This window comes from Streptomyces sp. NPDC002845, from assembly GCF_053591955.1.
In genome coordinates this window covers 17,353-42,624 of the sequence record NZ_JBSFUU010000005.1, presented here as the reverse complement: position 1 = coordinate 42,624, position 25,272 = coordinate 17,353, and the positions used below count along the sequence as shown (strand labels likewise).

The following is a 25,272-nucleotide window of genomic DNA, read 5'->3' as shown; positions in this document are numbered from 1 at the left end:
CCCTTTGGGGGGGGGCCCCCGAGCACCCGCCGCCGGTCATCCACCGTTGGGCGCGGGGGTGGGGGGGCCCGGGGTCCCACTGGGGGCCCGGGGGGGGGGGGGCGCCCCGGCGCCGCCCCACCGCGGGATCACCGGAGCAGGAGCAACCCATGCGTAACCACCTCCGGCGCCCGGCCGCGGCGTCCCTGCTGCTGGCGGCGGTGCTGACCGTGGCCGGCTGTTCGTCGTCCGACGACGACACGGGCGCGAACGCCCCGTCCGCCCCGTCCGCCTCGGCCTCCACCTCGACGCTCTCGGCAGCCGATCGTCTCGCCGAGGAGCAGGACTCGGGGACGGACAGCAGTCCGGCGCCCTCGGAGTCCACCTCCTCCTCCGCGCCCGTGCGTCCCGACTCGGAGCTGAAGCCCGCCACCGGCTCGTTCACCAAGAAGGAGAAGGAGTACCTGAGCGGGCGGGTGCCCGAATCGGTCGAGCCCGCCGCCGTACTGGAGGTCGGCCACGAGTCGTGCCAGCGGATCGAGCGCACCGCCAAGCGCGACAAGGACGCGGCCGTGGGCGCCATCGTCTCCGGTGAGATCCGGGACGCCGCCGATGCCATCACCCACCTCTGCCCGAAGCAGCAGCCGGTACTGGACGCGGCCGAGGGCGGTTACCCGGACGGCACGCACGCCGACCCGGAGCCCGGCCGCTACCGAACCGTTTCGGCGGGCCCCGACTGCCTCTGGACGGTCACCGACGCCAAGGGCAGGGAGCTGGCTTCGGGGCCCGGGCCGGGCGGCGACGACGCCCCGCACGCCCTGGCTATCCCGTCCGGCGCGGCGGAGTTCGTCTCGTCCGGTTGCTACGCCTGGGTACGGGCCTGAGCCACGGCCCGGCCATAGACGGCCAGCAACTCCTCCACCACGGCGTCCATCGAGAAGGCGTCGGCGGCCAGCGCACGGGCGGCCGCCGACGCCTTCTTGGCAGCACCCGGCTCCAGCAGGTCGAGAACCGCGGGCGCGAGCCCTGCCGCGTCCTCCACGACCCGTCCCGCGCCCGCCTCCCGGACGGCGCCGGCGAGCCCGTTCGACATGGTCACCACGGCCGGTGTGCCGACGGACAGCGACTCCAGCACTGACATGGGGAAGGGCTCGTCCACCGACGGCAGGACATAGACGTGCGCGCGGCGCAGTTCGTCCAGCACCTCCGCCGGGCTCAGCGGCCCGACGCAGCTGAAGCGGTCCCGCAGCCCAAGGCTGTCGATCAGTTCCCGTACGGCGGGGAGTTCGCCCTCGTCGGGGCCCGCGACGACGAAGTGGGCGTCGGCGTGGTGCCGGAGGATCTCCGGGGCGGCCGCCACGAAGTCGCGGGGCCGCTTGCGCGCCTGCAGGCGGGCCGCGTACAGGATCCTCGGCGGTCCCGCGGGCACCGGGCGCTCCCCCTGCCGCGGCACACCGTTCACCAGCCGCACGGCGTTGTCCAGCGGAACCCCCAGCACGGCGTCGAGGCCGCGGCGTTCGTGCGCGGTCAGGTGCAGCACCGCCGAGGCGCCGCGCAGCAGCCGTCGCACGGCCAGCGCGTCGAGCACCTTGGCCAGGAGCCTGTCGCTGGGGTCGACCATGCCGTGGGTCTGCAGCACCAGCGGGACACCGGCCCGCAGCGCGGCCAGGGCGACGGGCAGGGTCACCAGGTCGCGGGCGAGGTGGACGTGGACCACGTCCGCGGTGCGCACCAGCCGGCCGGCCCCTGCCAGCAGCGCGGGTGACGTGATGCCGCTGAAGCCGAGCGGCAGCAGCCGCCGGGCGGGGAACAGCCGGGCGGGAATCCCTTCCACGTCCGTGGGCGGCGGAGAGCCGAACCCGTCGGCCAGGGCCAGCAGCCGGGGTGCGTGGCCGCGCTCCCGCAGCGCGTGCGAGAGGTTGAGTGCGACCCGGACCGGGCCGCCGAAGGCTCCGGTCGGGGAGTGCAGGGTGACGGCGTGCAGCACCCGCAGGCCTGGCGTGCTCACATCGGCTCCTTCACCGGGCGGCGCTCGCCGTCGGCGGTGTGCAGGGTCAGTTCGGACAGGTCGCGGTGGAGGACCGAACCGGCGCCGACGACGGCGTGACGCCCCACGCGGGTCCCGGCGAGCACCGTGGCACGGGCGGCGATCCACGCGCCGTCCTCCACCGTGATGGGGGCGTTGCGGTAGCGGAAGTCGGCCGCACGGTGGTCGTGGCTGCCGGCGCACAGCATCGCCTCCTGCGAGACGCACACATGGGCGCCGATGGTGATCGGCTCCAGGTTGAGCAGCCAGGCGCCCTCTCCTATCCAGGAGTTGTCGCCCACCGTCAGCTTCCACGGCCACAGCACCCGGACCCGGTGCCGGATCAGCACGTTCTCGCCGATGGTGGCACCGAACGCGCGCAGCAGCGCGACCCGCAGCCGGGCCGGACACCACCATGCGCCGAACACCAGGTTCTGCACGGCGAACCACAGCGCCTGGGTCAGCGTGCCGCGCCCCTTGTCGTACCCGGTCAGCGTGAATGCCGAGAGATCGCGCATGACGCCGGACTCCCCCCTGTGCCCGCGGCGTTTCCACCGGTCGAGACGCGCGATGCGGCCGCGCGACGGGGCCCAGGCTAACGCCTGTCACGCTGTCACCACATGCCCCCTCTCAGAGCCTGTGTCATATCCCCGGCCGGGCGCACGCCGCCTGGCACGCACGCTCGCCGCGTTGCCGAAACGCCCACGTGGCTCCGCCATGAGGGCGCTCCGGCGCCTTGCGATCGCACACACCAGACGACGTGCGCTGATCCGGGGATATGACACAGGCTCTCACGCTGCCGACACATACCACCCCCCTCCACGCTGTCGGCGCATGCCTCCGCACAGGACCCGCGCAGCGCCGGGCGCCGGGCTCGTTAGACTGCGCGGGACCGGGCGCCGACCGGAGACCGTCGGGCAACCGGGGCGAATGGGGGTACGGAGTGGGGGCCGACATCACGGCACCGAAAACGCACGGTTCCGCGGCGGGCACCACGCACAGCGCCGTTCCGCTGCCGCCCGTGTTCGCTCCCCGCACGCTGCTCTCCCGGGCACTGGCGGTGCCCCTGGTGCTGGGACTGGCGTGCTTCCTGCCGCTGGTAGTGGTGTCCCAGTCCGGTCAGGGCCCCCGGGACGCGGCTTTCTGGCTGCAGCTCGTCCTCACCGTGTACTGCGGCGTCCGGCTGTCGGCCATGGTCCTCGCCACCCGACGCAAGCTGCTTCAGGCGTCCTTCTGGATGTTCTGCTACATGGCGATGGGGGTGGCCCCCCTAGCCCAGGCGGTCCTCGGACGTGTGCCCACCCCGGTCGTCGGGCCCCGCGAGGATCTCGTCCAGGCCGTCGCCCTGGTGCTGCTCGGCTGCTTCGCCTTCGACGTGGGAGCGCTGCTCGCCCGGTACCGCCCGCCGTGGCGCCGCCGGGCGCGCGGGCAGGGCGGACAGGGCGGACAGGGCGGACAGGCAGGCAGGGATGCCACGGCGGCGGACGCCCGGCCCCTGCTGATCCACCGCAGGCGCCTGTTCCTGCTGACGCTGGCCGCGTTCGCCTGCGGCGCCCTCCTCATCGTCAAGCTCGGTGGCCTCGGCGTCTTCTTCAGCAGCCGCCAGGAGATCATCGCGAGCGTCGAGGAGTCGGGGCTCTCCGGCGACGGTTCCCAGGCGGGGCAGGCCCTGCTGCGGGGCTTCGGCACCGTGCCGCCGCTGATCGCCCTGCTCGTCTACGCCCGCTGGCTCGTCACGTCCCGGCGGGCCCGCAGGACCTGGTCGGTGGTCGCGACGTTCGGCGCGCTGGTCGTCCTCAACGTCATCGTCAACAACCCGATCTCCAACCCGCGCTACTGGTTCCTCACGGTGATGTTCGCGCTGCTGTTCACGGTGTTTCCGGTCAGCGCCGCGATGTACCGGATGTCACTGACCCTCGGCGTGGTGGTCGCGCTGCTGGTCTTCCCGTTCGCCGACCGGTTCCGGTACGACGACCAGAACACCCGGCGGGTCGAGACGACGTCGTTCCTGGAGCCACTCGCGCTCAAGGACTACGACCAGGTCGGGATGTTCGCCAACACGATCACCTATGCGGAGTCCGGACACGGACACTCCTACGGATACCAGCTGGCGGGCTCGCTGCTGTTCGCCGTCCCGCGCTCGGTCTGGGAGGACAAGCCGACCGACACGGGTGTGCTGGTGGGTGAGTGGATGGGCACGGTCAACACGAACCTGTCCTCGCCGGTCTGGGCGGAACTGTGGCTCGACTTCGGGCCGGTCGGCATGACCGGCGGACTGGCCGCCATCGGCTACGGCGCCGCCCGTGTCGACCGCCGGCTCGCCCGCCGTGCCGTCCGCCGCTCCCCTCCCGGCAGCCTCCTCCTGATCACCGCCCCACTCATCGCGGGCTACTCCTTCATCCTCATCCGCGGCCCACTCCTCCAGGCCACGGGCCGCGTCGCCATCGCCGCGATGTGCCTCGCCCTCATCGCCACGTACCGACGGGACTGGGGGGCGAGGCTCGGCTGAGGGCTCGGCACGGTCCATCACCGCGGCGCGGCCCATCAGGGCGGCAGGGAGCAGGCCAGGCGACCAGGCGACCAGGCGACCAGGCGACCAGGCGACCAGGCGACCAGGCGACCAGGCGACCAGGCGCGCGGAACGGCGCGGGGCGGGCACAGGACACGGCCGGACTGCGGCGTGGGAGGCCGAGGACGGCCACGCCGTCGCAGGCCGGCCCCGATCCCCCGGAACGGCTAAGGAGCCCCTGGAGGGAGCGGGGACGGCCCAGAAGAGACACAAACGGCGCGGGGCCGAGCCCAAGCGGCTCCAAACAGCGCAAGAGGCCGAGGACCACCGCCACTGTTTCTGGAACGCCGCCACACCACCGCAGGGCGGCCCCGGCAAGATCCGCAGACGGCCCCAGGCGACTCAGCACAGCCCCGCGAGGATCGGAGGCGGCCCAGACAGCCAGAAACCGCACGGAGCGGGCCCAGGCGGCGTGAGCCAGCACAGGAACCGAGGACGACCGCCGGTGAGCACCCCGGTGTCCAGCGCACGGTAGTGGTCCGAGAGGTCCCCGGGCGTGAAGCGGCTCGCCAGGTACTGCCTGGCGGTCCCGGAAGCCCCGGCTGGGCTGCGCGGGATTGGAGGCCTCGGCGGGACCAGGCGGCTCAGAACGCTCCCGCGCGGCTCAGCGGCTCGCCGGCTCGGCGGTCGGGCCGGGTGGCGGGGAGAAGGGGCCGCCGTCCGGGCCGGACGTCTCCCCCCGTCGGCGCACCCGCAGTACGCGCAACCACGCGGCCAGTGCCTTCACGGCGGAGCCGGAGGCCAGGCCCCAGGCCGCGCCCAACGCTCCGGCCCAGGCGAAGCCCGCGTACATCAGACCGACGGACAGCAGCGAGAAGACGACCTGGACGGGGAGGGTCTCGCGGGGGCTGAGCACCCGGAGGGTGAGCAGGGCGCTCACTCCGAAGCCCATCAGCGTGTACTGCGTGCCGGACGCCGACAGCAGTTCCGCGACCGCGGGCCAGGTGTCGCCGAGGACCTGGCGCCCCCAGTCGTCCGGGAGCAGCCACCACACCGCACCCCACGCCGCGCCGACGGCGGCCAGGGCACAGCCCAGCAGGGCGGTGGCCCGGACCACGGCTCGCCCCCCGCCGAGCCGGTTCAGCAGGGGCGGGCCGAACGCCTGGGCGGCGCCGAAGAACACGTTCAGCGGCCCGAAGAGCGCGGAGGCACCGCGTAGCGCCCCCACCGCCAGCGGGCTGCCCAGCGCCCCCAGCCCCAGCACCGCGAGCTGGCTGGAACCGTTGCCGACGGCGAACTCGACGGCGAAGCGCTGTCCCAGATGGCCGCGGACGACGTACTGACGCAGATCCGTGCCGGCCCCGGCCAGCGTGCGCCGCAGCAGCAGGGCGGCCACCGCGAGACTCGGGAGGGCGGCGAGCCCCCACACCAGCACGAGCCGGGCCGGGGATGCCCCGTCGGGCTGGAGGGCCAGCGTCGTCACGGTGGACGTGAGTCGCAGTCCGTCCGCCGCCAGCGCGTGATGGGGGCGGCCGAGCACCGAGAAGCAGTACCGGGCGGCGTCCTGGAGCAGCACGACCGGCAGGACCGCGCCGAGCGCGGCGAGCGCCCGCCCGGAAGGGGGAGCCGCCCCGCCGGCGGCGGCGAGTACCGCCGCGAGGGCGAACGCCGCCACCGCGGTGAACGCCAGCGCCGAGCGACAGGCCGCCGCGACCTGGTCGGCATCGCCCCTCACCAGGACGAGCGCCTGCCCCACATAGGCCATGAACAGGCCGAGGACCACGGTGAACACCAGGTACACCATGGAGAACTGCGCGAACCCGGTTGCCGTCGACAGCCGTGCGGCCAGGACGAGCACCAGGATGTTGGTCAGCCCGGCTGCGCCCTGGTCGAGCACCGACGCGATCACCGACGTACGCCCGCGCAGTGCGCCGGATCCTGCGCTCACGAGCGATCGGGCGGTACGACGGCCCGCAGCGCGATCGTGGTCGAGCCGTCGCCGAGATCGGCTTCCTCGGTGCCGGGGGCCCGGTCGTCGTGTCGGCGGTTCGCGGCGGGCCGGGACGGTTCCATGGCCTCGTTCGCGGCCACCGGCGGGCGGGCGGAGTCCTCGGCGGAGCCGCGCCGCTTCCCCCGCTTGTTCTTCTGCCCCTGCTCGGCCTTGCCCCGCTGCCCGCGGTGCATGACCGTGCCCAGCACGGTGCCTCCGGCGCCGGTGATGAGATCCCGCAGCCGGGCCAGCTGGGAGCGGTGCACCCCGCGCGGGTCGCACACCACCAGCACGCCGTCGACCCGGTCGACCAGCGCCAGCGCGTCGGCGTAGGCGAACACCGGCGGGGTCAGCACGATCACGGTCACCTGCGGGTCGTCCGCCTCCTCCACCAGCCGGGACATCTCCGGCGAGGTCAGCGCACGCGCCACATTGCGGACCCGGGCGCCCGGCACCAGGTCGAAGCTTCCCGACTCGCCCGCGTCCACGGTCAGCCTGCGCGGCCCCGGCCAGTCGTCGGACTCCGCGCTGTGTCCCCAGGACGGACGGCCGATCTCGCGGGCCTGCAACTGCCCCTCCAGGGACGGCCGGCGCAGCTCGGCCTCGACGATCAGCACGCGTTTGCCGGTCTCGGCGAACGACGCGGCCAGATTGACGGCCACGGCGGCCGCGGTACGGCTGGAGCCGCGCGGCGCGGCCACCAGGAGCCGTCGCCGGTCGGCGAAGCGCTGGTCGTAGGCGAGCCGGTAGGCGATCGACCGGTACTCCTCGGCCAGCGGGGAGTCCTGCCGGTCCTCGGTCAGCAGCGGATCGACGTCCCGGGTGCGCGGCAGCGAGCCGAGGACGGGGGCGCGCAGCGCGCGTGCCACGTCCCCCTCCGAACGCGCCGCCGGGTCGAACACCAGCCGTACCCACGCGATGAGCAGGCCGAGCGCGATACCGACGGCGCCGCCGAGCCCCAGCGACAGTGCCCACCCGGGGCCGTCGGAGGAGGCGGGAACCGTCGCGTCCTTGATCACCTTGCCGGGTGTCATGTCGAGCGACTTCAGCTTGTTGATCTGGTTGCCGAGTTCGGTGATGCGGTTGAGCAGGTTGGCCTTGACGGTGTAGTCGGCCTCGGTGCCGCCGCCGTTCTCCAGACTCGACGCGAGCTCGTCGTGCTGCTTGGAGACCGGGTTGAGCTGCTGCTGCAGCCCCTTGATCATGGTGTCCCGGGTGCGCTCGGTGTCCTGTTCGCGGTCGTCGAGATACGCCTGGACGAGGGCGTTGGCGCGTTGTGCCGACACCTGCGGGTCGGTGGAGGTGTAGCTGAAGCTCAGCACCTGCGACTGCGGCGGGTTGGTGACCTGGAGACCCTCCAGCAGTGTGTCCGCGTCTCCCGGGAAGCCGAGCGCGTCCACGGCGCCTTCGCCCACGCGTCTGCTGGTGGCGGCCTGCCGCTCCGTGTTCATGTCGAGGGTCTTGTCGGCCGCGACGGTCGGATTGAACGGGTCCTGGGTCGCGGCGCGCACCACCACGTCGCTGGTGGCCACGTACGTGTCGGACGTGCTGTAGCCGAGCCAGGCCCCGCCCAGGAGACCGAACAGCACACCGCCGGCTATCAGCCGGGGATACCGCAACAGTTGCCGGAACTGGTCCCGCAGCAGGTCCGGTTCGTCCTCCACCCCGGTCACCGGCGCCGTGTCCGTCATACCACCCTGTCCCTGTGTCATGTACCGACCCCCCTCATCGCCTCGCGCGTCCCTGACAGTACTTCGTCAAGGAGCGCGTCATAGCGGGCCAGTCCCGCTGCCCGGCTCAGATGGGCGGCCACATGGCGTGGCCCCGCGGCTCCCAGCCGCTCGGTCGTCTCCGGGTCGCCGGCCAGCGCCCGTACCGCTGTCAGCAGGGCGGCCGGGTCCTCCGGCGGCACCAGGACACCGGCCTCGGAGCGCCGTACCTCCAGGGCGGTGCCACCGCCGTCCGCCACGGACGCGACGACCGGCCGTCCGGCGGCGAAATACGAGGTCAGCTTGGACGGCACGCTCATGTCGAGCACCGAGGCCCGCTGGGTCACGGCCAGCACATCGGCGGCTGCCAGCACGTCGGGGAAGTCGTCCTCGGGGGCCGGTGGCAGGAACTCCAGGTTGGCGACGCCGTCCCCGAGCCGCTGCAGGGTCCGGCGCTGGTTGCCGTCCCCCATGAGCACCACGCGGACCCCGGGGTCGAGGCGCGCGGTCTCCACCAGCACCTCCAGGCCCTGCTTGAGCCCCATGTTCCCGGAGTGCAGGACGACGGTGTCCGTAGGAGCCCAGCCGAGTCGCCGCCGGGTCTCCTCCCGCGGCCGTGAGGGGGCGGCCACATGGGACCAGTTCGGCAGGGTGCGGATCTTCTCGGGGGGCACACCGAGGGCGGTGACCTTGGGAGTGAACGTGTCGTGTATCACGCCGACGAGGCTGGCCCGCCGCAGCACGTACGCCTCGACGCGTGCCGCCGCGGCCGACGCCCGGTCCCCGCCCTCGATGCCGCTCTGCGCGGCCGCCGCTCCCATCAGGTCCTGGACGACGGGTATGTACGGCACCCGCCAGCGGGCCGCGAGCCATGCCCCGGCCACGCCGCCCGCCAGGCTCGGCAGTTGGGCGACCACCGCGTCCGGCCGCGGCATCCGCGGCGGGGCGGCGAGCTTGTGCGCCAGCAACGAGCCCTCGAACAGCGCGCGTCGCACCGCGGTCTGCCGACGCGGGACGGTGTGCCGCCTGCGGTGCACGGTCACGCCCTCGCGGACCTCGGTGTGCCGCCACTTTCCCCGGTACGCCGGGTCCACCGACCACGAGGGGTAGTGCGGCATGCCGGCCAGCACATGGGTCTCATGGCCCCGCGCCGCCCAGTGCTCGGCGATCTGGGCGGCGTACGGCCCTATCCCGGTGTGCTCGGGCGCGTAGTTGGTCGACACGAGCAGCAGGCGTCTGTGCCGTCCGGTGCCGGTCTGCCCGGCCGGTCCTGATTCGCCCATCGTGTGCCCCCCTGGTGACGAAACGATTGCCCGTGCACCCTAATCGTTCACCTGTCCATCACTCACATGCACGGTCACGGTAGTGTCGACCGGGACACATGGGGAGGGACCGCATCAGGGGGGAATCCGTCGTGGCAGAACGCAAGACGTACCGGGTGGGATATGCCCCGGGCGCCTACGACCTCTTTCACATAGGGCACTTGAACATCCTGCGCCACGCCCGGGAGCGCTGCGACTACCTGGTGGCGGGCGTGGTGTCGGACGAGATGGCCGAACTCGCCAAGGGCCGCCGCCCGATGATCCCGCTCATCGAGCGCCTGGAGATCGTCCGCAACATCAAGTACGTGGACGCGGCCTTCGTCGAGACCGTTCCCGACAAACTGGACACCTGGCAGCAGGTCCGCTTCGACGTCCTGTTCAAGGGGGACGACTGGCGCGGCACCCCCAAGGGGGACAAGCTGGAGCGCGACTTCGCCGCGGTGGGCGTCGACATCGTCTACTTCCCGTACACCGTGCACACCTCCAGCACACAGCTGCGCCGGGCGCTCGACGCCCTGACGCAGCGGGCGGGGCACCCGGCGGATCACGCCGGTGCCCCGGAGACGGCTAGCCACCCGCACCGGCTGCAGCCGGGCGGCTGAGCTCCCGGAACCACTTGGCCAGGAACAGCGGCAGATAGAGCACCGCCGCGGCGCCCAGCAGCGCGTACCCCCACAGGAACAGCCGTCCCCCGCCCAGCAGCAGGAACACCAGGCAGAAGACCCCGTGGTCGACCGGGAGAAGCGCCACCGCGCGCACGGTCGACGGCGGTACGGGGGCACTGCCCGGGGCGGGCTTCGGCTTCAGCTGCTCGGTGAGCAGACCACCGAAGAACGTGACGATCGCGGCGAAGAGGAACACCAGGGGGAGCACCAGCCATGCGTCGGCGCCGGTGCCGAAGTGCCCCGGGTGACGGTAGAAGGTGATCAGTACGGCCGTGTGCAGGGCCGTGATCTTCGCGCAGTCCACCACGTGGTCCAGCCACTCCCCCGCCGGGCTTCCGCCGCCCCGCAGCCGCGCCAGCTGCCCGTCCGCGGAATCGAAGGCGAACCCGACGGCCAGCGCCAGCCACACCAGCACGCCCGTCCACCATGACGGCTCTGCGAACCCGAGCACCGCCACGCCGCCGAAGCTGAACGCGGCGCTGATCAGCGTCACCTGATTGGGAGTCAGCCCGACGACGTACGAGCCCGCGGCGAGGAACCGGCCCGTGGGCCGGTTGACGAACCTGGAGTACAGCGACACCCCGGCGGCCCGTTTCTGCGCCCCCTTCAGACGCCCCAGCGCCTGACCCAACGACATCCCCGCCCCGGCGGCTCTGTCGCTCACCTCCGTCATCAGCACCCCCTGTGGTTTCCATACGTACGTGTGTTCATGATGGCAGCACCCATATGCACCGCTCCGAGCGGTACGGCGAACCGGGCCGGGTCCGGGCACCGCGCGGACGCCGGTGGCCCTGGAGCGGCCGACCGGCTCCCAGTTCGATTCCTCGGCGCGGAAACCGTTCGTCAGGCAGGCCGGCGCTCTGATTGGCTCGCCCCATGAGTGATCTCCACATCCGCTGCGCCACCCTTTCGGACATCGACACCGTGCTGCGGTTCTGGCGCGACGCCGCGGAAGGAACGAGCATCAGCGACGACCACGACGGAGTGGCCCGCCTGATCACCAGAGACCCCGAAGCCCTGCTCCTCGCCGAGCGCGACGGCCTCCTTCTGGGGACCGTGATAGCCGGCTTCGACGGATGGCGATGCTCCGCCTACCGGCTGGCCGTACACCCCGGCCATCGCCGGCAAGGCATCGCCACCGCCCTGCTGGAAGCGGTGGAACAACGATTCATCGCCCTGGGCGGGCGACGGGTCGACGCCATGGTCCTGGAAGTCAACGAACGGGCACAGCACGCGTGGGCCGCGGCCGGTTACCACCGCGAGGACCATTGGCGGCGCTGGGTCAAGCCGCTGTAAGCACCGGCAGGACCCAGGCTACTTTGCCGACCCTTTAACATGGATGGACCATCCCCCTCTTTGAAAGGTGTGAGCGTCCGCCCATGGGCGAGCCTCCCAGTAGCCGGTCCCGCCGTCCCGACGGCCTCAGACATCGCGCGGTCCATCCGCCCCTGGCCGACCATGGGACGGAGGTGAACCGATGACCGAGGTGCTCCTCCTTCTGGTGGCGGTGCTGCTCTCGCTGGCCTGCGGTGCCTTCGTCGCGGCCGAGTTCTCGCTGACCACCGTCGAGCGCAGCGAGCTGGAACGGGCCGTGGAACGCGGCGAGCGGGGTGCCGCGGGCGCCCTCAAGGCCGTACGGAATCTGACGTTCCAGCTCTCCGGCGCACAGCTCGGCATCACCGTCACCAACCTGGTCGTCGGCATGCTCGCCGAGCCGGCCATCGGCAGCCTGATCTCGGGCCCGCTGGAGTCGGTGGGTGTGCCGCCCTCCGCGTCGGGTTCGATCGCGCTGGTCATCGGCACGGGTCTATCCACGGTCTTCCTGATGGTCGTCGGCGAGCTGGTGCCCAAGAACTGGGCGATCTCCATGCCGCTCGCCGTGGCGAAGAAGGTGGCGAATCCACAGCGCTGGTTCAGCGCCGCCTTCCGTCCCTTCATCGCCCACCTCAACAACACGGCCAACCGTCTCGTACGGCGCTTCGGCGTCGAGCCCGCCGAGGAGCTGGCCTCCGCGCGCGGGCCCCAGGAACTGGCCGCCCTGGCCCGCCACTCCGCCAAGACGGGCGCCCTGGAGGCCGACACCGCGGAGCTGTTCGTGCGCACGCTGAACCTGGCCGACCTGACCGCGGAGAACGTGATGACCCCGCGCGTCCAGGTCATCGCCCTCGACTCCCGGGCGACCTGCGAGGACGTGGCGAACGCGACCCGGGCGACCGGCCTGTCCCGCTTCCCCGTCTACCGCGGCAGCCTGGACTCGGTGATCGGCACCGCACACATCAAGGACATCCTCACCGTGCCCGCCGAGCGCCGCCCCCGCACCGCCGTCGCCGAGCTGCTGCGCGAACCACTGCTCGTCCCCGAGTCACTGACCGTCGACCGGGTCCTGGACCGGCTCTCGGGCAAGCGCACGATGGCCGTCGTCATCGACGAGTACGGCGGCACCGCGGGCGTCGTCACGCTGGAGGACATCGTCGAGGAGGTCGTCGGCGAGGTGCGCGACGAGCACGACCCGCTGGAGACCCCCGACCTGGCCCCCCTCGGCACGGACGAGGACGACCGCGCGCTGTACTCGGCCGACGGCTCGGCCCGCGCCGACCAGCTCGCACGCGTGGGTCTCAGGGTGCCGGACGGGCCGTACGAGACGCTCGCGGGGCTCGTGGCCGCCGAGTTGGGCCGGATTCCGGCCGTCGGTGACACCGTCGAGGTCGTCGGCTGGCGGCTCGACGTGATGGACGCCTCCGGGCGCCGGGCCGCGCGCGTGCTGATGCACGCGCCGCGCGCCGGGGACGGAGCGACCGAGAAGGAGAAGAGGGAGGAGGAGCGATGACCACCGTCCAACTGCTGATCGGTTTCGCGACACTGGTCCTCAACGCCTTCTTCGTGGGCGCCGAGTTCGCTCTGATCTCCGTACGCCGCAGCCAGATCGAGCCGCACGCCGACGAGGGGGACCGGCGGGCGAAGAGCGTGCTGTGGGGTCTGGAGCATGTGTCGGCGCTGATGGCGGCCGCGCAGCTCGGCATCACGCTGTGCACCCTGGTCCTCGGCGTGGTCGCCGAACCCGCGATCGAGCATCTGCTGGAGCCGGTGTTCCACGCGATCGGCATGCCGACGGGCGCGGGCCACGCGGTGTCGTTCGTGATCGCGCTGGCCCTGGCAACCTATCTGCACATGCTGCTCGGCGAGATGGTGCCGAAGAACATCGCGCTCGCCGAGCCGGTACGCAGCGCGCTGCTGCTCGGCCCGCCGCTGGTGGCGCTGTCCCGGGGACTGCGTCCGGTCATCTTCGCGATCAACGCCTTCGCGAACGGGCTGCTCAAGCTGATGCGGATCGCGACGAAGAACGAGGTCACCGCGACGTTCTCGGACACCGAACTCGCCCGCCTGGTCCAGGACTCCAGCGAGGCCGGCCTCATCGACGACCGTGCCCAGGAGCGACTGCACGACGCCCTGGAGCTGGGCCGCCGCCCCGTGCGCGACGTCGTGCTCCCGCTGGAACGCATCCTCTACGCGCGCGTGGGGGTCACTCCGGAGGAACTGGAACACTTGTCGGCCGAGTCCGGGTTCTCCCGCTTCCCCGTCGTGGACGAGGGGCGCCGGATCGTGGGCTATCTGCACGTGAAGGACGCCCTGGACGCGGCGCCGCGCGACGTTCCGTTCCCGGTACGGGACATGCGGCCGATCGCCCGCATCCGGGAGAGCACGCCGCTGGACGACGTACTCACCGCGATGCGGCGCAGTCGTACGCATCTGGCGGCGGTACTCGGCGCGGACGGGCGGCTCGCGGGGCTGGTGACCATGGAGGACGTCCTGCGGGAGCTGTTCGAACTGCCGACCGCTTAGCGGCTCCGAAGCGAGGAGGCGACCGACCGCCGGGTATGTGCACGGGTTAGCATCTCTGTCGCCATGGAGACGAACCCCACCTACACCAGCCTTGTCGCGGTCGGCGACTCCTTCACCGAGGGCATGTCGGATCTGCTGCCGGACGGTTCCTACCGGGGCTGGGCGGATCTCCTCGCGGGCCGGATGGCCACGCGGACGCCCGGCTTCCGGTACGCCAACCTCGCGGTGCGCGGCAAGCTCATCGGGCAGATCGTCGACGAGCAGGTCGACGTCGCCGCCGCCATGCGCGCGGACGTGATCACCCTGGTCGGCGGCCTGAATGACGCCCTGCGGCCCAAGTGCGACATGGGGCACGTACGCGGGCTCCTGGAGGAGGCCGTGGAACGCCTCGCCCCGTCGTGCAAGCAGCTGGTCCTGATGCGCAGTCCCGGACGTCAGGGCCCTGCCCTGAAGCGGTTCCGGCCCCGCATGGAGGAGCTGTTCGTCTGTGTCGAGGAGCTGGCGGCACGGCACGATGCGACCGTCGTCGACCTGTACGGTGCTCCTTCGCTGGCCGACCCGCGCATGTGGGACGTGGACCGACTGCACCTCACCCCTGAGGGGCACCGCCGGGTCGCGGAGGCGGTCTGGCAGACGCTCGGCTACCCGGCCGAGGACACCGAGTGGCGCACGCCGCTGCCCGCGACGGCGCCGCCCGCGTGGGCAGCGCGCCAGGTGGAGCATGTGCGCTTCGCCCGCCAGTACCTGATTCCATGGATCGGCCGCCGCCTCACCGGCCGCTCCTCCGGGGACGGCTTGCCCGCCAAGCGGCCCGAGTTGCTGCCGTACGAGGGACGACACATCACTCCGTAATGCATCTGGCACGCTCAGTACATCGTTGGGGGCGACAACCAAGTCCCCCAACAACCTGAGCGAGTCCCGTACTTGCTCCGGCGGCCGGAAGGGTCGTCGTCGGACAGGCATGACCTGTCAAACTTCCCGGAGCGATCCAGGGGAGAGTCTCCAGGATTCATCCGGGAGAGAACTTCAAAACCCGTTCCAGTACGACGACACCCCGACAAGAAGCGCGACGGGACGCGGGCCGAGGTGATGGCCAAGTGCCGCGACTACCTGATGACCCGCCCCGACGTGCCGGCCCTGGTCCCGGAGCTGCGCGGCAAGACCTTGTCCTGCTGGTGCGCGCCGGAACTGTGCCACGGGGACATCCTGGCGGAGCTGGCCGACAAGGATTGAGGGCGCCGTCGACTGTGACCGGGCTCTCGTACGTTCCTCCGAAGAGGCCCGCCGCGTTCACCTGCACGAATCGCCGGTAGAATCCCGACACGTGACTTCTGCGCCAGCCAAGCCCCGTATCCCGAACGTCCTCGCCGGACGCTACGCCTCCGCCGAGCTCGCCACGCTCTGGTCGCCCGAGCAGAAGGTGAGACTGGAGCGGCAGCTCTGGCTGGCCGTGCTGCGGGCCCAGAAGGACCTGGGGATCGAGGTGCCGGACGCGGCGATCGCCGATTACGAGCGCGTCCTCGGCACCGTGGACCTGGCCTCGATCGCCGAGCGCGAGAAGGTCACGCGGCACGACGTGAAGGCGCGGATCGAGGAGTTCAACGACCTCGCCGGGCATGAGCACGTGCACAAGGGCATGACCTCCCGCGACCTGACCGAGAACGTGGAGCAGTTGCAGGTCCGGCTCTCGCTGGAGCTGATGCGCGACCGTACGGTGGCCGTGCTGGCTCGGCTCGGCAAGCTGGCCGGTGAGTACGGCGAGCTGGTCATGGCCGGCCGTTCGCACAACGTGGCCGCGCAGGCCACCACCCTGGGCAAGCGCTTCGCGACCGCCGCCGACGAGCTGCTCGTGGCGTACGGGCGGGTCGAGGAGCTGCTCGGCCGCTACCCGCTGCGCGGCATCAAGGGCCCGGTGGGCACGGCGCAGGACATGCTCGACCTGCTGGGCGGGGATGCCGCGAAGCTCGCGGAGCTGGAGCAGCGGATCGCCCGGCACCTGGGCTTCTCGCAGGCGTTCACGTCGGTCGGCCAGGTCTATCCGCGGTCGCTGGACTACGAGGTCGTGACCGCGCTGGTGCAGCTGGCCGCCGCCCCGTCGTCGCTGGCGAAGACGATCCGGCTGATGGCCGGGCACGAGCTGGTGACCGAGGGCTTCAAGCCGGGCCAGGTCGGCTCGTCCGCCATGCCGCACAAGATGAACACGCGCTCCTGCGAGCGCGTCAACGGCCTGATGGTGATCCTGCGCGGCTACGCCTCGATGACCGGTGAACTCGCGGGCGACCAGTGGAACGAGGGCGACGTGTCCTGCTCGGTGGTGCGCCGGGTCGCACTGCCCGACGCGTTCTTCGCGCTGGACGGGCTGCTGGAGACGTTCCTGACCGTGCTCGACGAGTTCGGGGCATTCCCGGCGGTCGTCGCGCGCGAGCTGGACCGCTACCTGCCGTTCCTCGCCACGACCAAGGTCCTGATGGGCGCGGTGCGGGCCGGTGTCGGCCGTGAGGTCGCGCACGAGGCCATCAAGGAGAACGCCGTCGCCTCCGCGCTGGCCATGCGCGAGCAGGGCGCCGAGCGCAACGAGCTTCTCGGCAAGCTCGCCGCGGACGAGCGCATCCCGCTGGACCGCGCCCAGCTCGACGAGCTGATGGCCGACAAGCTGTCCTTCACGGGCGCGGCGGGTGACCAGGTCGCCATCGTCGTCGGCCGCGTCGAGGAGATCGTCAAGCAGCACCCGGAGGCGGCGGGCTACGCGCCGGGGGCGATCCTCTGACGCGGTTCACCCCCGCCGAGTTGGAGGCCGCCCGCGACCGGCTCGTGCCGGATGTCGTCGCGGACGGCCTCCGCGTTCTGTTCTGCGGCATCAACCCGGGCCTGATGACCGCCGCGACCGGCCACCACTTCGCCCGCCCCGGCAACCGCTTCTGGCCCGTACTCCACCTGTCCGGGTTCACACCTCGGCTGATGAAGCCGTCGGAGCAGGAGGAGTTGCTCTCCTACGGGCTCGGCATCACCAACGTGGTGGCCCGGGCGACGGCGCGTGCCGACGAACTGACCCCGGAGGAGTACCGCGAGGGTGGCCGGTTGCTGAGCCTGAAGGTCGCGCGTCTGCGTCCGCGGTGGCTGGCCGTGGTCGGGGTCACCGCCTACCGGGCGGCTTTCGACGACCGCAAGGCCCAGGTGGGGCCCCAGGCTCGGACGATCGAGGACGCGCGTGTGTGGGTGTTGCCCAATCCCAGTGGGCTGAACGCGCATTGGACGGCGGCGACGATGGCGGATGAGTTCGGGCGGTTGCGGGTGACTGCCGGAGAGTAGGCGGTCACCAGGGCCCTGGCGGCTGCGCCCCGTAAGGGGCGCGGGGAACTGCGCGACCAGCCACACACAACCCGCAGACATCCCACAACCCACACCACCCACCCCCAACCCCGAGCCGGGTTTGGGGCGCGGCACCAAGCGGGGTTGAAGGGGCGGCAGCCCCTGGGGATGGGACGGGTAGGGGCGGCGGGGGCGAGCAAGTCCCCACGCCGTCACGGCGGACCCGTCTCCGCCACCGCCGCGAGGAGCCGTATCTCATCCGCCTCGTCCCGGTCGGCGACACCGACGGCGACCCAGCGCCCAGTCCCGTCCACCTGCCAGACATGCAGCGCGTCCGTACGCAGGCTCAGCGTGGCCCAGGGCTCGGGTATCTTCTCCCCGCGTCCCATTCGGACTCTGAGGGTCAACTGACCCCAGAGCGGCTGCTCGGCCCAGCGGTCGTTGAGCCGCTGGGCGAGCCCCTCCCGGTACGCGTGGAAGTCCCGCGCCGTCTCCTCCCGCTGGGAGCCGTCGCCCGTCAGCAGGCCGTGGCTGGTCTCCAACTCCGCTATGAAGTACCCGGGTCCCGACGCGCCGATGTCCGTCCTGCCGTGCGCCGAGGGGAAGGCACGGGCGCACAGCAGGTCGATGGTGGCGAGGTACCGCGCGATGTCCATGAGACCCAGTAAACCCGGCCCCACTGACAGTTGGCGGCCCGTCAGGCGTCCCGTCGCCACACGCCCCACGCCCCCGCGAGCAGCGCGGCAGCCGTCCACACCACGGTGACCGCCAGCCCGCTCCAGGGCCCGAGGGCGGCGTCGGACGTCTGGTGGAGAACGACCTGTCAAGCCTTGTCGGGCAGGGAGTAGCCCGACGGCCAGAACACGTACGCCGAAGGCCACCGCCTTGGCCGCGAACCACCACCCCCGTTGGGGCACGGCGGCCAGCGAGACCCTCAGGGCGCCGCCGTGGACCTCGGACGGCATGGCTGTCGTACCGAGGCGACCGCCGCGATCTGCCCGAAGCTGACGCCGAAGAACGCCGAGAACAGCGGGTCGAAGTCCTCGCTGTCAGCGACTACGGAGTCGAGAGCGCTGCGTGCGCGAGCCGACGGGATTCTGCTGAAGCATGCGCGGCCCGCCGAGATCGTGCACGCCGTGCGGCTGGTCGCCGAGGGCGAGTCGCTGCTGTTCCCGGCCTCGGTGCGGCGGCTGGCGGCCGAGTACGGGGACGGCGGCGGGAACGCGGCGGCGCGGGCGGCCGTGGAGCGGGCCGCGCTGACCGGGCGCGAGGCGGAGGTGCTGCGGCTGATGGCCCGGGGGCTGTCGAACGCGGAGATCGCCGCCCGGTCGGTCGTGGGAACGGAGACGGTGAAGCCGCATGTCAGCGCCGTACTGGCGAAGTCGGGCGCGCGGGATCGTACGCAGGCGGTGATCGCCGCGTACGAGTCGGGGTTCGTGGCTCCGGGCTGATGCCAACCCGTTAGTAGCGCGTGGTCGCCGGGGTCCGCCGTGACGAGTACGATCCGGCCAACACGCGCACGAGCTGGGAGGACGGACGTTGGGGCGGCTGACCGGCGGGGATCCCTCTCTGCTTCGCAGGATCAACTCCGCGGTGGTGCTGCACGCGCTGCGCGCCACTGACGGCGCCACGCTCACCGAGATCACCCGGGTGACGGGGCTGTCCCGGCCCACCGTCGAGGGCGTGGTCGAGGGGCTGATCGAGGCCGGGCTCGTGGTGGAGAAGGCGGCCGACATCGGTGTCGTACGACGGCAGGGGCGGCCGGCGCGGCGGTTCCGGTTCCGGGCGGAGGCCGGTCATCTGCTGGGCCTGGACGTCGGCCCGCACCGGGTGACCGCGCTGCTCGCGGATCTGGACGGCCGGGTGCTGGGCACGTTGTCCAAGGATGTCGGCGAGACAGCGGCGGCGGACGAGCGGCTGGAGCGGCTGCGCACGGCGGTCGCCGAGCTGCTGCGCCGCGCGGGCGTGGCCCGCGGCTCCCTCCGCGCGGTCGGCGTGGGCACCCCGGGCATCGTCGAGGCCGACGGCACCGTACGCCTGTGCACGGCGCTCCCCGGCTGGACGGGACTGAGGCTGGGCGATCGGCTGAGCCGCTCCTTCAAGTGCCCGGTCCTGGTCGAGAACGACGCCAACGCGGCTGCGGTCGCCGAGCACTGGAAGGGCACCGCGACCGAGTCGGACGACGTGGTGTTCGTGCTGGCCGGGCTGAGCCCCGGCGCCGGTTCCCTGATCGGCGGGCGGCTGCACCGCGGGTACGGGGGCGCGGCCGGGGAGATCGGCGCGCTGCACCTGCTGGGCCGCGAGGTCACCCCGGAGAAGCTGCTGTCGACCACGGACGAGCCCCTGCACCCGCTGGACGAGCAGGCGGTCGCCGAGGTCTTCCGGCACGCGCGCGAGGGCGACGAGCGGGCCCGCGCGGCCGTCGACCGCTTCATCCAGCGCCTCGTCCACGACGTGGCCGCCCTCGTGCTGGCCCTCGACCCCGAACTCGTCGTGATCGGCGGCTGGGCGACCGGCCTCGACGACGTACTCGATCCGCTGCGGGACAAGTTGGCCCGCTACTGCCTGCGGCCGCCCAGGGTTACGCTCTCCCGCCTGGGCGAGGCGGCCGTGGCGACGGGGGCACTGCGGCTGGCGCTCGACCATGTGGAGGAGGAGCTGTTCGCGGTGGAGAGCACGGTGACGGCGCGGCGTTGACACGCACAGACACTCACACCGCGAGCCGTCTGAAAATCACGTCTGAGAAGTACGTCGCGCCCCGGAACCCCGGGGGGCGACGGGTGCGGCTTCGCCGGCGACTCGTACGGTTCAGGTCGTACGACTCGCCCGGTTCAGGAGGCCCGCTGCTCCGGGCCGTGGTGGATCTCGACGCCCCCGGAGTCGCCGAAGGTCAGCCGGCACGTGTCGGCGCGGTAGGTGGCCACGGAGACCGCCGCGGTGCGGCCCTCGGCGAAGAAGCGGGTCGTGACGACGAGGACGGGCGCGCCGGGCAGCCGGTCGAGTTCCTTGGCGTCCTCGGCGCTGGCGGAGCCCAGTTCCACGGCGCGGTCCTGCCCGTCCAGCTCCAGACGCTGGAGTTCGCGCAGCACGGCACGCGCGCGTGCCGTGCCCGACGGCGTGTCTATCGCGGACAGGGCCGGCACGGACGCGGCCGGGACGTAGAGCAGTTCGGCGGCGACGGGCTGGCCGTGGGAGACCCGGGAACGGCGCACCTTGTGCACCTGCTCGCCCCCGGCCGTCTCCAGGAGGCCGGCCACCGCGGTGGGCGGAACCGCCGCCGTGCAGTCGGCGGGCTGCCAGGCGTCGCCGGCCGCGCCCGGCCACACGTGCTGCTCGGTTCCGACGGCCACGCCCATGCGCGGCGGGGCGACGGTCGTGCCGACGCCACGGCGTCGCTGCAGCCTGCCCTCCAGTTCGAGCTGCTCCAGAGCCTGCCGGAGCGTCGCGCGGGCGACGCCGAAGCGGGCCGCCAGATCGCGCTCGTTGGGCAGGATCTCGCCCACCGAGAACTCGGAGTCCAATGCTTCAGTGAGCACGGTCTTGAGGTGCCAGTACTTCGGCTCCGGCACCGGTTCGAGCTGCGTGGTCCCCACCCTGATCCTCCGCTTTTCGCCGTGGCCCGGCGGCGTTTTAGCGCCTTGTTTATTAAAGGTTGTTGCACTTTCTCTGCGACCATAAGGCGGGCCTCACCCTTGGTCAAGACCAATCCTCATGACGACGAAGCCCCCGTGCACAACGACGGGGGCTTCGCGGTCGTACGGCGACTTCTGGCCGTCTTGGGGAAGGGGTTCTCCTCGTCGTGACCGTCGCCCTGGCCGGGCTCAGTCGACGGGCAGCGCGAGCAGCTTCTCCGGGTTGCGCAGGATGTAGACGCACTGGATACGGCCGTCCGCCACGTCGAGCTGGAACACGCTGTCGACCTTGTCGCCGGACAGGACGACCAGGGCGGCACCACCGTTGATCTCCATGATGCGGAACGACGCGTCCGGGACACCCTTCCGGGCGGCGCCGTGCAGGAAGCGCCCCACCTTGTCGGCGGACTCGATGACGCGCACCGGCGCCTGGGAGAGGCCGCCGCTGTCGCCGACCAGGCGGACATCGGGCGCCAGCAGCGCCATGAGCCCCTCCAGGTCGCCCTCGGCCGAGGCGGCGATGAACCGTTCGGTCAGATCGCGGCGTTCGGCCGGATCGACCTCGTAGCGCGGCCGCCGTTCCCCGACGTGCTTGCGGGCGCGCCCGGCGAGCCGGCGCACCGCGGGCTCCGTGCGGTCGAGGACGGCGGCGATCTCGGCGTACGGGTACCCGAAGGCCTCACGCAGGACGAACACCGCGCGTTCCAGGGGCGAGAGGGTCTCCAGGACGACGAGGACGGCGAGGGAGACGGAGTCGGCGAGCACGCCCCGGTCGGCGGTGTCCGGGATGGTGTACCCGAAGTCGGTGGCGTACGGCTCGGGCAGCCACGGGCCGACGTACGCCTCGTCGCGCGACTGGATGTGCCGGAGCCGGTCGACGGCGAGCCGGGTGGTGACGCGGACCAGGTAGGCGCGCGGTTCGCGGACGTCGGAGCGGTCGGCGCGGGACCAGCGCAGCCAGGCCTCCTGGACGACGTCCTCCGCGTCGGCGACGCGTCCGAGCATGCGGTAGGCGACGCCCATCAGGACGGGCCGGTGTTCTTCGAAGACGTCGGTCGCGGTGTCGGTCGTCACGGTTCCATCCCAGCCGACGGGTTCGGCCGTGTCCAGGCGAAATCGACGGCCCGGCCCAACGTCGGGATGCGCGGGGCGCGTTGGCGTCGCCCGCGGCCGGTGGAGAACGGGGGCTACCCACGGGTAGCCATTGCTGACAAGCTGTCTACGAAACGCGTACGTCAGCCAGTCCCCGACGAGGAGCTGCACATGTCCGACACGGTCTCCTTCAAGGTCCCCTCCGCGCACGGCCCGCAGACCGTGACCGTCGCCTACGCGCGCGTGGGCACCGGCGAACCGCTGCTCCTGCTGCACGGCATCGGCCACCACCGGCAGGCCTGGGACCCGGTGGTGGACATCCTGGCGACCGAGCGCGACGTCATCGCCCTGGACCTCCCCGGATTCGGCGAGTCCCCGGCCCTGCCCGAAGGCCTCCGGCACGATCTGCCGACCATGAACACCGCGCTCGGCGCGCTGTGCGAGGCCCTGGAGATCGAGCGGCCGCATGTCGCGGGCAACTCCCTGGGCGGGCTGCTCGCCCTGGAGCTGGGCCGCGAGAAGCTCGTACGGTCCGTCACCGCGCTCTCGCCCGCGGGCTTCTGGTCCGAGGCCGAGCGGCGGTACGCCTTCGGGGTGCTGCTGACGATGCGGTACCTCGCGCGGCGCATGCCGGTTCCGCTGGTCGAGCGGATGTCCCGTACGACGGCGGGGCGTACGGCGTTGACGAGCACCATCTACGCCCGGCCGGGACGCCGTTCACCCGAGGCCGTGGCCGCCGAGACGCTCGCCCTCGCGAACGCCACGGGGTTCGAGGAGACCCTCCGGGCCGGCGGCTCGGTCCAGTTCGTCGACGACGTGTCCGGGGTGCCGGTCACCGTGGCCTGGGGCGCCAGGGACCGGCTCCTGGTGCGCCGGCAGGGCGTCCGCGCCAAGCACGTCATACCCCGGGCCCGGCTGGTGCGACTGCCCGGTTGCGGGCACGTACCGATGAACGACGACCCGGCGCTGGTCGCGCGGGTGATCCTCGACGGGAGCCGCTGACCAGGTCGACGTGCCCGGCCCCGGGGCGACTCCGGCGCCGGTCGGGGCGCCGCCCACGGGCTCGTGGCACTCCGTACGCGTGGCGGGGCGCAGGCGACGACCACCGCCTGCCCCAGCGACGGGACCGCCTCGGTCGCGTTCCGGCACGCGCAGCCGCGCCGTGCCGCCCGCCGCGGCCCCGGTCACCGTCGGCCCGACGGCATCGATGCCGGAGGCGGTGGCCCTCCCACACCCGCGGTCCGAGCGCCCCGAGCGCGGGACGGCGAACACCGCGAAGCCGACGACGTCGAGCCGTACCGGACCTCCGGCGGAAACGTCTGTCGGAGACGCCCTACCACGCCGCCGCCGGCCTCATCCACCGGCGCGCCCGCGGAGAACCGGGTCCGCCTGCCAGCCCCTCGCCCCGGTATGCGACTCGGCCGGGCCGAGCAGGGAGACCGTCATGGACCTCGGCCCCCAAGTGCACGCCGTCAGTTGTTCACTTGTGGTTTCCGTGTGCGCTGCGGCGCACCAGTAATTGTGGCTGTGCACACTGGCCGGATCCGTTCCTGGAGGCGCACCCATGTCACACCGTCCGCCGAGTCGTCTGCCCGGCCGTCGCAGCGTGCTGCGCGGTTCTCTCGCCGCCTCGGCGGCCCTGGCCCTGCCCGCCTCGCTCGGTGCCGCGCCCGCGTTCGCGCTGTCGGGGCGGCCGAAGGCCGGGTGGGGTGTACAGACGGGGGATGTGACGGCCAGCTCCGGCCTGGTGTGGGTGCGTTCGGACCGCCCGGCGCGGATGATCGTGGAGACGTCGGCGACCGAGTCCTTCCGCAACCCCCGCAGATGGCACGGGCCGCTGCTCGGCGCCGAGACCGACTTCACCGGGACGACACGGCTGCGCGGGCTGCCGCCGGGTGAACAGATCCACTACCGTGTACTGCTCGCCGACCCGGACGACCCGCGCCGCACGGGCGAGCCGGTGCCCGGCACGTTCCGTACGACATCGGTCAGGCGGCGGGACGGCGTGCGCTTCGTGTGGTCCGGCGACCTGGCCGGGCAGGGCTGGGGCATCAACCCGGACTTCGGCGGCTACCGCATCTTCGACGCGATGGGGGCGCTGGACCCGGACTTCTTCCTGTTCAGCGGCGACACCGTGTACGCCGACGGGCCGATCGCGGCGACGGCGACGCTCCCCGACGGCAGCACCTGGCGGAACGTCACCACCGAGGAGAAGGCGAAGGTCGCCGAGACGCTGGCCGAGTTCCGCGGGAACTTCCGCTACAACCTGCTGGACGAGAACCTGAGGCGGTTCAACGCCCAGGTGCCGTCGGTCGTCCAGTGGGACGACCACGAGGTCACCAACAACTGGTATCCGGGTGAGGTCCTCACCGACACCCGGTACACCGAGCAGAGCGTCGACGTGCTGGCGGCACGGGCGCGGCGGGCGTTCAGCGAGTACTTCCCGATCTCCACCCTGCGGCCGGGCGCCCGGCAGGGCCGAGTGCACCGGGTGCTGCGCCACGGCCCGCTGCTCGACGTGTTCGTGCTCGACATGCGGACGTACCGCAACGCCAACTCCCCCGGCACCCAGACCACCGACCGTCAGGGCATCCTCGGCGCCGAGCAGCTGGAGTGGCTCAAGCGGGAGCTGTGCCGGTCGCGCGCAGTATGGAAGGTGCTGGCCTCCGACATGCCGCTCGGCCTGGTCGTGCCGGACACCACCGACGGCGAGCAGAACATCGAGGCCGTGGCACAGGGTGACCCGGGCGCGCCGCTCGGGCGGGAGCTGCAGATCGCCGAGCTGCTGCGGTTCATCAAGCACCGGAAGATCACCGGCACCGTGTGGCTGACCGCGGACGTGCACTACACCTCGGCGCAGCACTACCAGCCGTCGCGGGCCGCGTTCACCGACTTCGAGCCGTTCTGGGAGTTCGTGTCCGGTCCGCTCAACGCCGGCGCGTTCCCGGCCAACGCGCTGGACGACACCTTCGGTCCCGAGCGGGTCTTCGTGAAGGCGCCGACCACCGCGAACGTATCGCCCGCGGGCGGCTACCAGTTCTTCGGCGAGGTCGACATCGACGGCGACAGCGGTGAGCTGACGGTTCGACTGCGCGAGCAGGACGGGACGGTGCTGTTCACGCGGGTGCTCCAGCCAGGACGGGTCGGGCAGTAGTCCATATTCGGACAGTGATGCACAGAGGAAGCCATAAAAGGGATG

21 protein-coding genes and 2 pseudogenes are annotated in these 25,272 nt (G+C 72.1%); 14 read left to right on the top strand and 9 right to left on the bottom strand.

Features of this window, described 5'->3' with window-relative positions; all coding sequences use genetic code 11:
- Positions 1–149: 149 nt before the first annotated feature.
- Positions 150–863: a hypothetical protein gene (locus tag ACWD3C_RS04810; RefSeq protein ID WP_451140092.1), complete on the top strand. Its 714-nt coding sequence runs from the start codon at positions 150–152 to the stop codon at positions 861–863.
- On the opposite strand, the gene ACWD3C_RS04805 is transcribed toward ACWD3C_RS04810, so the two are convergent.
- The gene (locus ACWD3C_RS04805; RefSeq protein WP_451140407.1) at positions 842–1,972 is read right to left on the bottom strand and encodes a glycosyltransferase; all 1,131 of its coding nucleotides are present in this window, start codon (positions 1,970–1,972) and stop codon (positions 842–844) included. The two genes, ACWD3C_RS04810 and ACWD3C_RS04805, sit on opposite strands and share 22 nt — an antisense overlap.
- 11 nt (positions 1,973–1,983) lie before the next feature.
- Positions 1,984–2,523 (bottom strand): WcaF family extracellular polysaccharide biosynthesis acetyltransferase, encoded by a 540-nt coding sequence (locus tag ACWD3C_RS04800; protein WP_451140090.1) that lies wholly within the window; start codon positions 2,521–2,523, stop codon positions 1,984–1,986.
- Positions 2,524–3,017: 494 nt separating this feature from the next.
- Between ACWD3C_RS04800 and ACWD3C_RS04795 the strand changes: the two genes are divergently transcribed.
- Positions 3,018–4,514, top strand: coding sequence for a hypothetical protein (locus ACWD3C_RS04795; RefSeq protein ID WP_451140405.1), 1,497 nt, complete (start codon positions 3,018–3,020; stop codon positions 4,512–4,514).
- A gap of 664 nt (positions 4,515–5,178) precedes the next feature.
- Here ACWD3C_RS04795 and ACWD3C_RS04790 read toward each other — a convergent pair.
- From ACWD3C_RS04790 to ACWD3C_RS04780, 3 genes are read right to left on the bottom strand one after another with little or no spacing between them, the layout of a single operon-like run.
- A complete protein-coding gene (locus tag ACWD3C_RS04790; protein ID WP_451140403.1) occupies positions 5,179–6,441 on the bottom strand; it encodes a hypothetical protein in 1,263 nt (420 codons plus the stop codon).
- A 17-nt stretch (positions 6,442–6,458) separates the two neighbouring features.
- Entirely contained in the window at positions 6,459–8,195 is a 1,737-nt protein-coding gene (locus tag ACWD3C_RS04785; protein WP_451140088.1) for a lipopolysaccharide biosynthesis protein, read from the bottom strand.
- A 17-nt stretch (positions 8,196–8,212) separates the two neighbouring features.
- On the bottom strand, positions 8,213–9,496 hold the full coding sequence (locus ACWD3C_RS04780; RefSeq protein WP_451140086.1) for a glycosyltransferase family 4 protein: 1,284 nt from the start codon (positions 9,494–9,496) through the stop codon (positions 8,213–8,215).
- Positions 9,497–9,627: 131 nt separating this feature from the next.
- On the opposite strand from ACWD3C_RS04780, the gene ACWD3C_RS04775 reads away from it, so the two are divergent.
- Positions 9,628–10,137, top strand: coding sequence for an adenylyltransferase/cytidyltransferase family protein (locus tag ACWD3C_RS04775; protein WP_451140084.1), 510 nt, complete (start codon positions 9,628–9,630; stop codon positions 10,135–10,137).
- On the opposite strand, the gene ACWD3C_RS04770 is transcribed toward ACWD3C_RS04775, so the two are convergent.
- Entirely contained in the window at positions 10,103–10,873 is a 771-nt protein-coding gene (locus tag ACWD3C_RS04770; RefSeq protein WP_451140082.1) for a CDP-alcohol phosphatidyltransferase family protein, read from the bottom strand. The genes ACWD3C_RS04775 and ACWD3C_RS04770 overlap by 35 nt on opposite strands.
- Before the next feature lie 203 nt (positions 10,874–11,076).
- On the opposite strand from ACWD3C_RS04770, the gene ACWD3C_RS04765 reads away from it, so the two are divergent.
- The 7 genes and pseudogenes from ACWD3C_RS04765 (at position 11,077) to mug (ending at position 17,349) form a co-directional block, all read left to right on the top strand.
- Positions 11,077–11,496 (top strand): GNAT family N-acetyltransferase, encoded by a 420-nt coding sequence (locus ACWD3C_RS04765; RefSeq protein ID WP_451140080.1) that lies wholly within the window; start codon positions 11,077–11,079, stop codon positions 11,494–11,496.
- Positions 11,497–11,677: 181 nt separating this feature from the next.
- On the top strand, positions 11,678–13,027 hold the full coding sequence (locus tag ACWD3C_RS04760; RefSeq protein WP_451140078.1) for a hemolysin family protein: 1,350 nt from the start codon (positions 11,678–11,680) through the stop codon (positions 13,025–13,027).
- Positions 13,024–14,040 (top strand): hemolysin family protein, encoded by a 1,017-nt coding sequence (locus tag ACWD3C_RS04755; RefSeq protein WP_451140076.1) that lies wholly within the window; start codon positions 13,024–13,026, stop codon positions 14,038–14,040. The genes ACWD3C_RS04760 and ACWD3C_RS04755 overlap by 4 nt, the downstream gene beginning before the upstream one ends.
- 63 nt (positions 14,041–14,103) lie before the next feature.
- Entirely contained in the window at positions 14,104–14,892 is a 789-nt protein-coding gene (locus ACWD3C_RS04750; protein ID WP_451140074.1) for an SGNH/GDSL hydrolase family protein, read from the top strand.
- Positions 14,893–15,064: 172 nt separating this feature from the next.
- Positions 15,065–15,273 (top strand): annotated as a pseudogene (locus ACWD3C_RS04745) (DUF4326 domain-containing protein); the annotation flags it as partial.
- A 91-nt stretch (positions 15,274–15,364) separates the two neighbouring features.
- Complete coding sequence (purB, locus tag ACWD3C_RS04740; RefSeq protein WP_451140072.1) at positions 15,365–16,807, top strand: adenylosuccinate lyase; 1,443 nt, start codon at positions 15,365–15,367, stop codon at positions 16,805–16,807.
- A complete protein-coding gene (mug, locus tag ACWD3C_RS04735; RefSeq protein ID WP_451140401.1) occupies positions 16,804–17,349 on the top strand; it encodes a G/U mismatch-specific DNA glycosylase in 546 nt (181 codons plus the stop codon). The genes purB and mug overlap by 4 nt, the downstream gene beginning before the upstream one ends.
- 212 nt (positions 17,350–17,561) lie before the next feature.
- Here mug and ACWD3C_RS04730 read toward each other — a convergent pair whose 3' ends face one another.
- Positions 17,562–18,005 carry a hypothetical protein gene (locus ACWD3C_RS04730; RefSeq protein ID WP_451140070.1) on the bottom strand — a complete coding sequence of 148 codons (444 nt, stop codon included), beginning with the start codon at positions 18,003–18,005 and terminating at the stop codon, positions 17,562–17,564.
- A gap of 414 nt (positions 18,006–18,419) precedes the next feature.
- Between ACWD3C_RS04730 and ACWD3C_RS04725 the strand changes: the two are divergent.
- A pseudogene (locus ACWD3C_RS04725) lies at positions 18,420–18,800 on the top strand (LuxR C-terminal-related transcriptional regulator); the annotation flags it as partial.
- Positions 18,801–18,888: 88 nt separating this feature from the next.
- Positions 18,889–20,046, top strand: a complete 1,158-nt coding sequence (locus tag ACWD3C_RS04720; RefSeq protein WP_451140068.1) for an ROK family transcriptional regulator — start codon at positions 18,889–18,891, stop codon at positions 20,044–20,046.
- A gap of 134 nt (positions 20,047–20,180) precedes the next feature.
- Here the strand turns inward: ACWD3C_RS04720 and ACWD3C_RS04715 are convergent, their stop codons facing one another.
- Complete coding sequence (locus ACWD3C_RS04715; RefSeq protein WP_451140066.1) at positions 20,181–20,942, bottom strand: GntR family transcriptional regulator; 762 nt, start codon at positions 20,940–20,942, stop codon at positions 20,181–20,183.
- 228 nt (positions 20,943–21,170) lie between these two features.
- A complete protein-coding gene (gene sigJ / locus ACWD3C_RS04710) occupies positions 21,171–22,055 on the bottom strand; it encodes an RNA polymerase sigma factor SigJ (protein ID WP_451140064.1) in 885 nt (294 codons plus the stop codon).
- Positions 22,056–22,244: 189 nt separating this feature from the next.
- Here sigJ and ACWD3C_RS04705 point away from each other — a divergent pair, with 189 nt between their 5' ends.
- A complete protein-coding gene (locus tag ACWD3C_RS04705) occupies positions 22,245–23,075 on the top strand; it encodes an alpha/beta fold hydrolase (RefSeq protein WP_451140062.1) in 831 nt (276 codons plus the stop codon).
- Positions 23,076–23,637: 562 nt separating this feature from the next.
- Positions 23,638–25,227 (top strand): alkaline phosphatase D family protein, encoded by a 1,590-nt coding sequence (locus ACWD3C_RS04700; protein ID WP_451140060.1) that lies wholly within the window; start codon positions 23,638–23,640, stop codon positions 25,225–25,227.
- Positions 25,228–25,272: the final 45 nt, after the last annotated feature.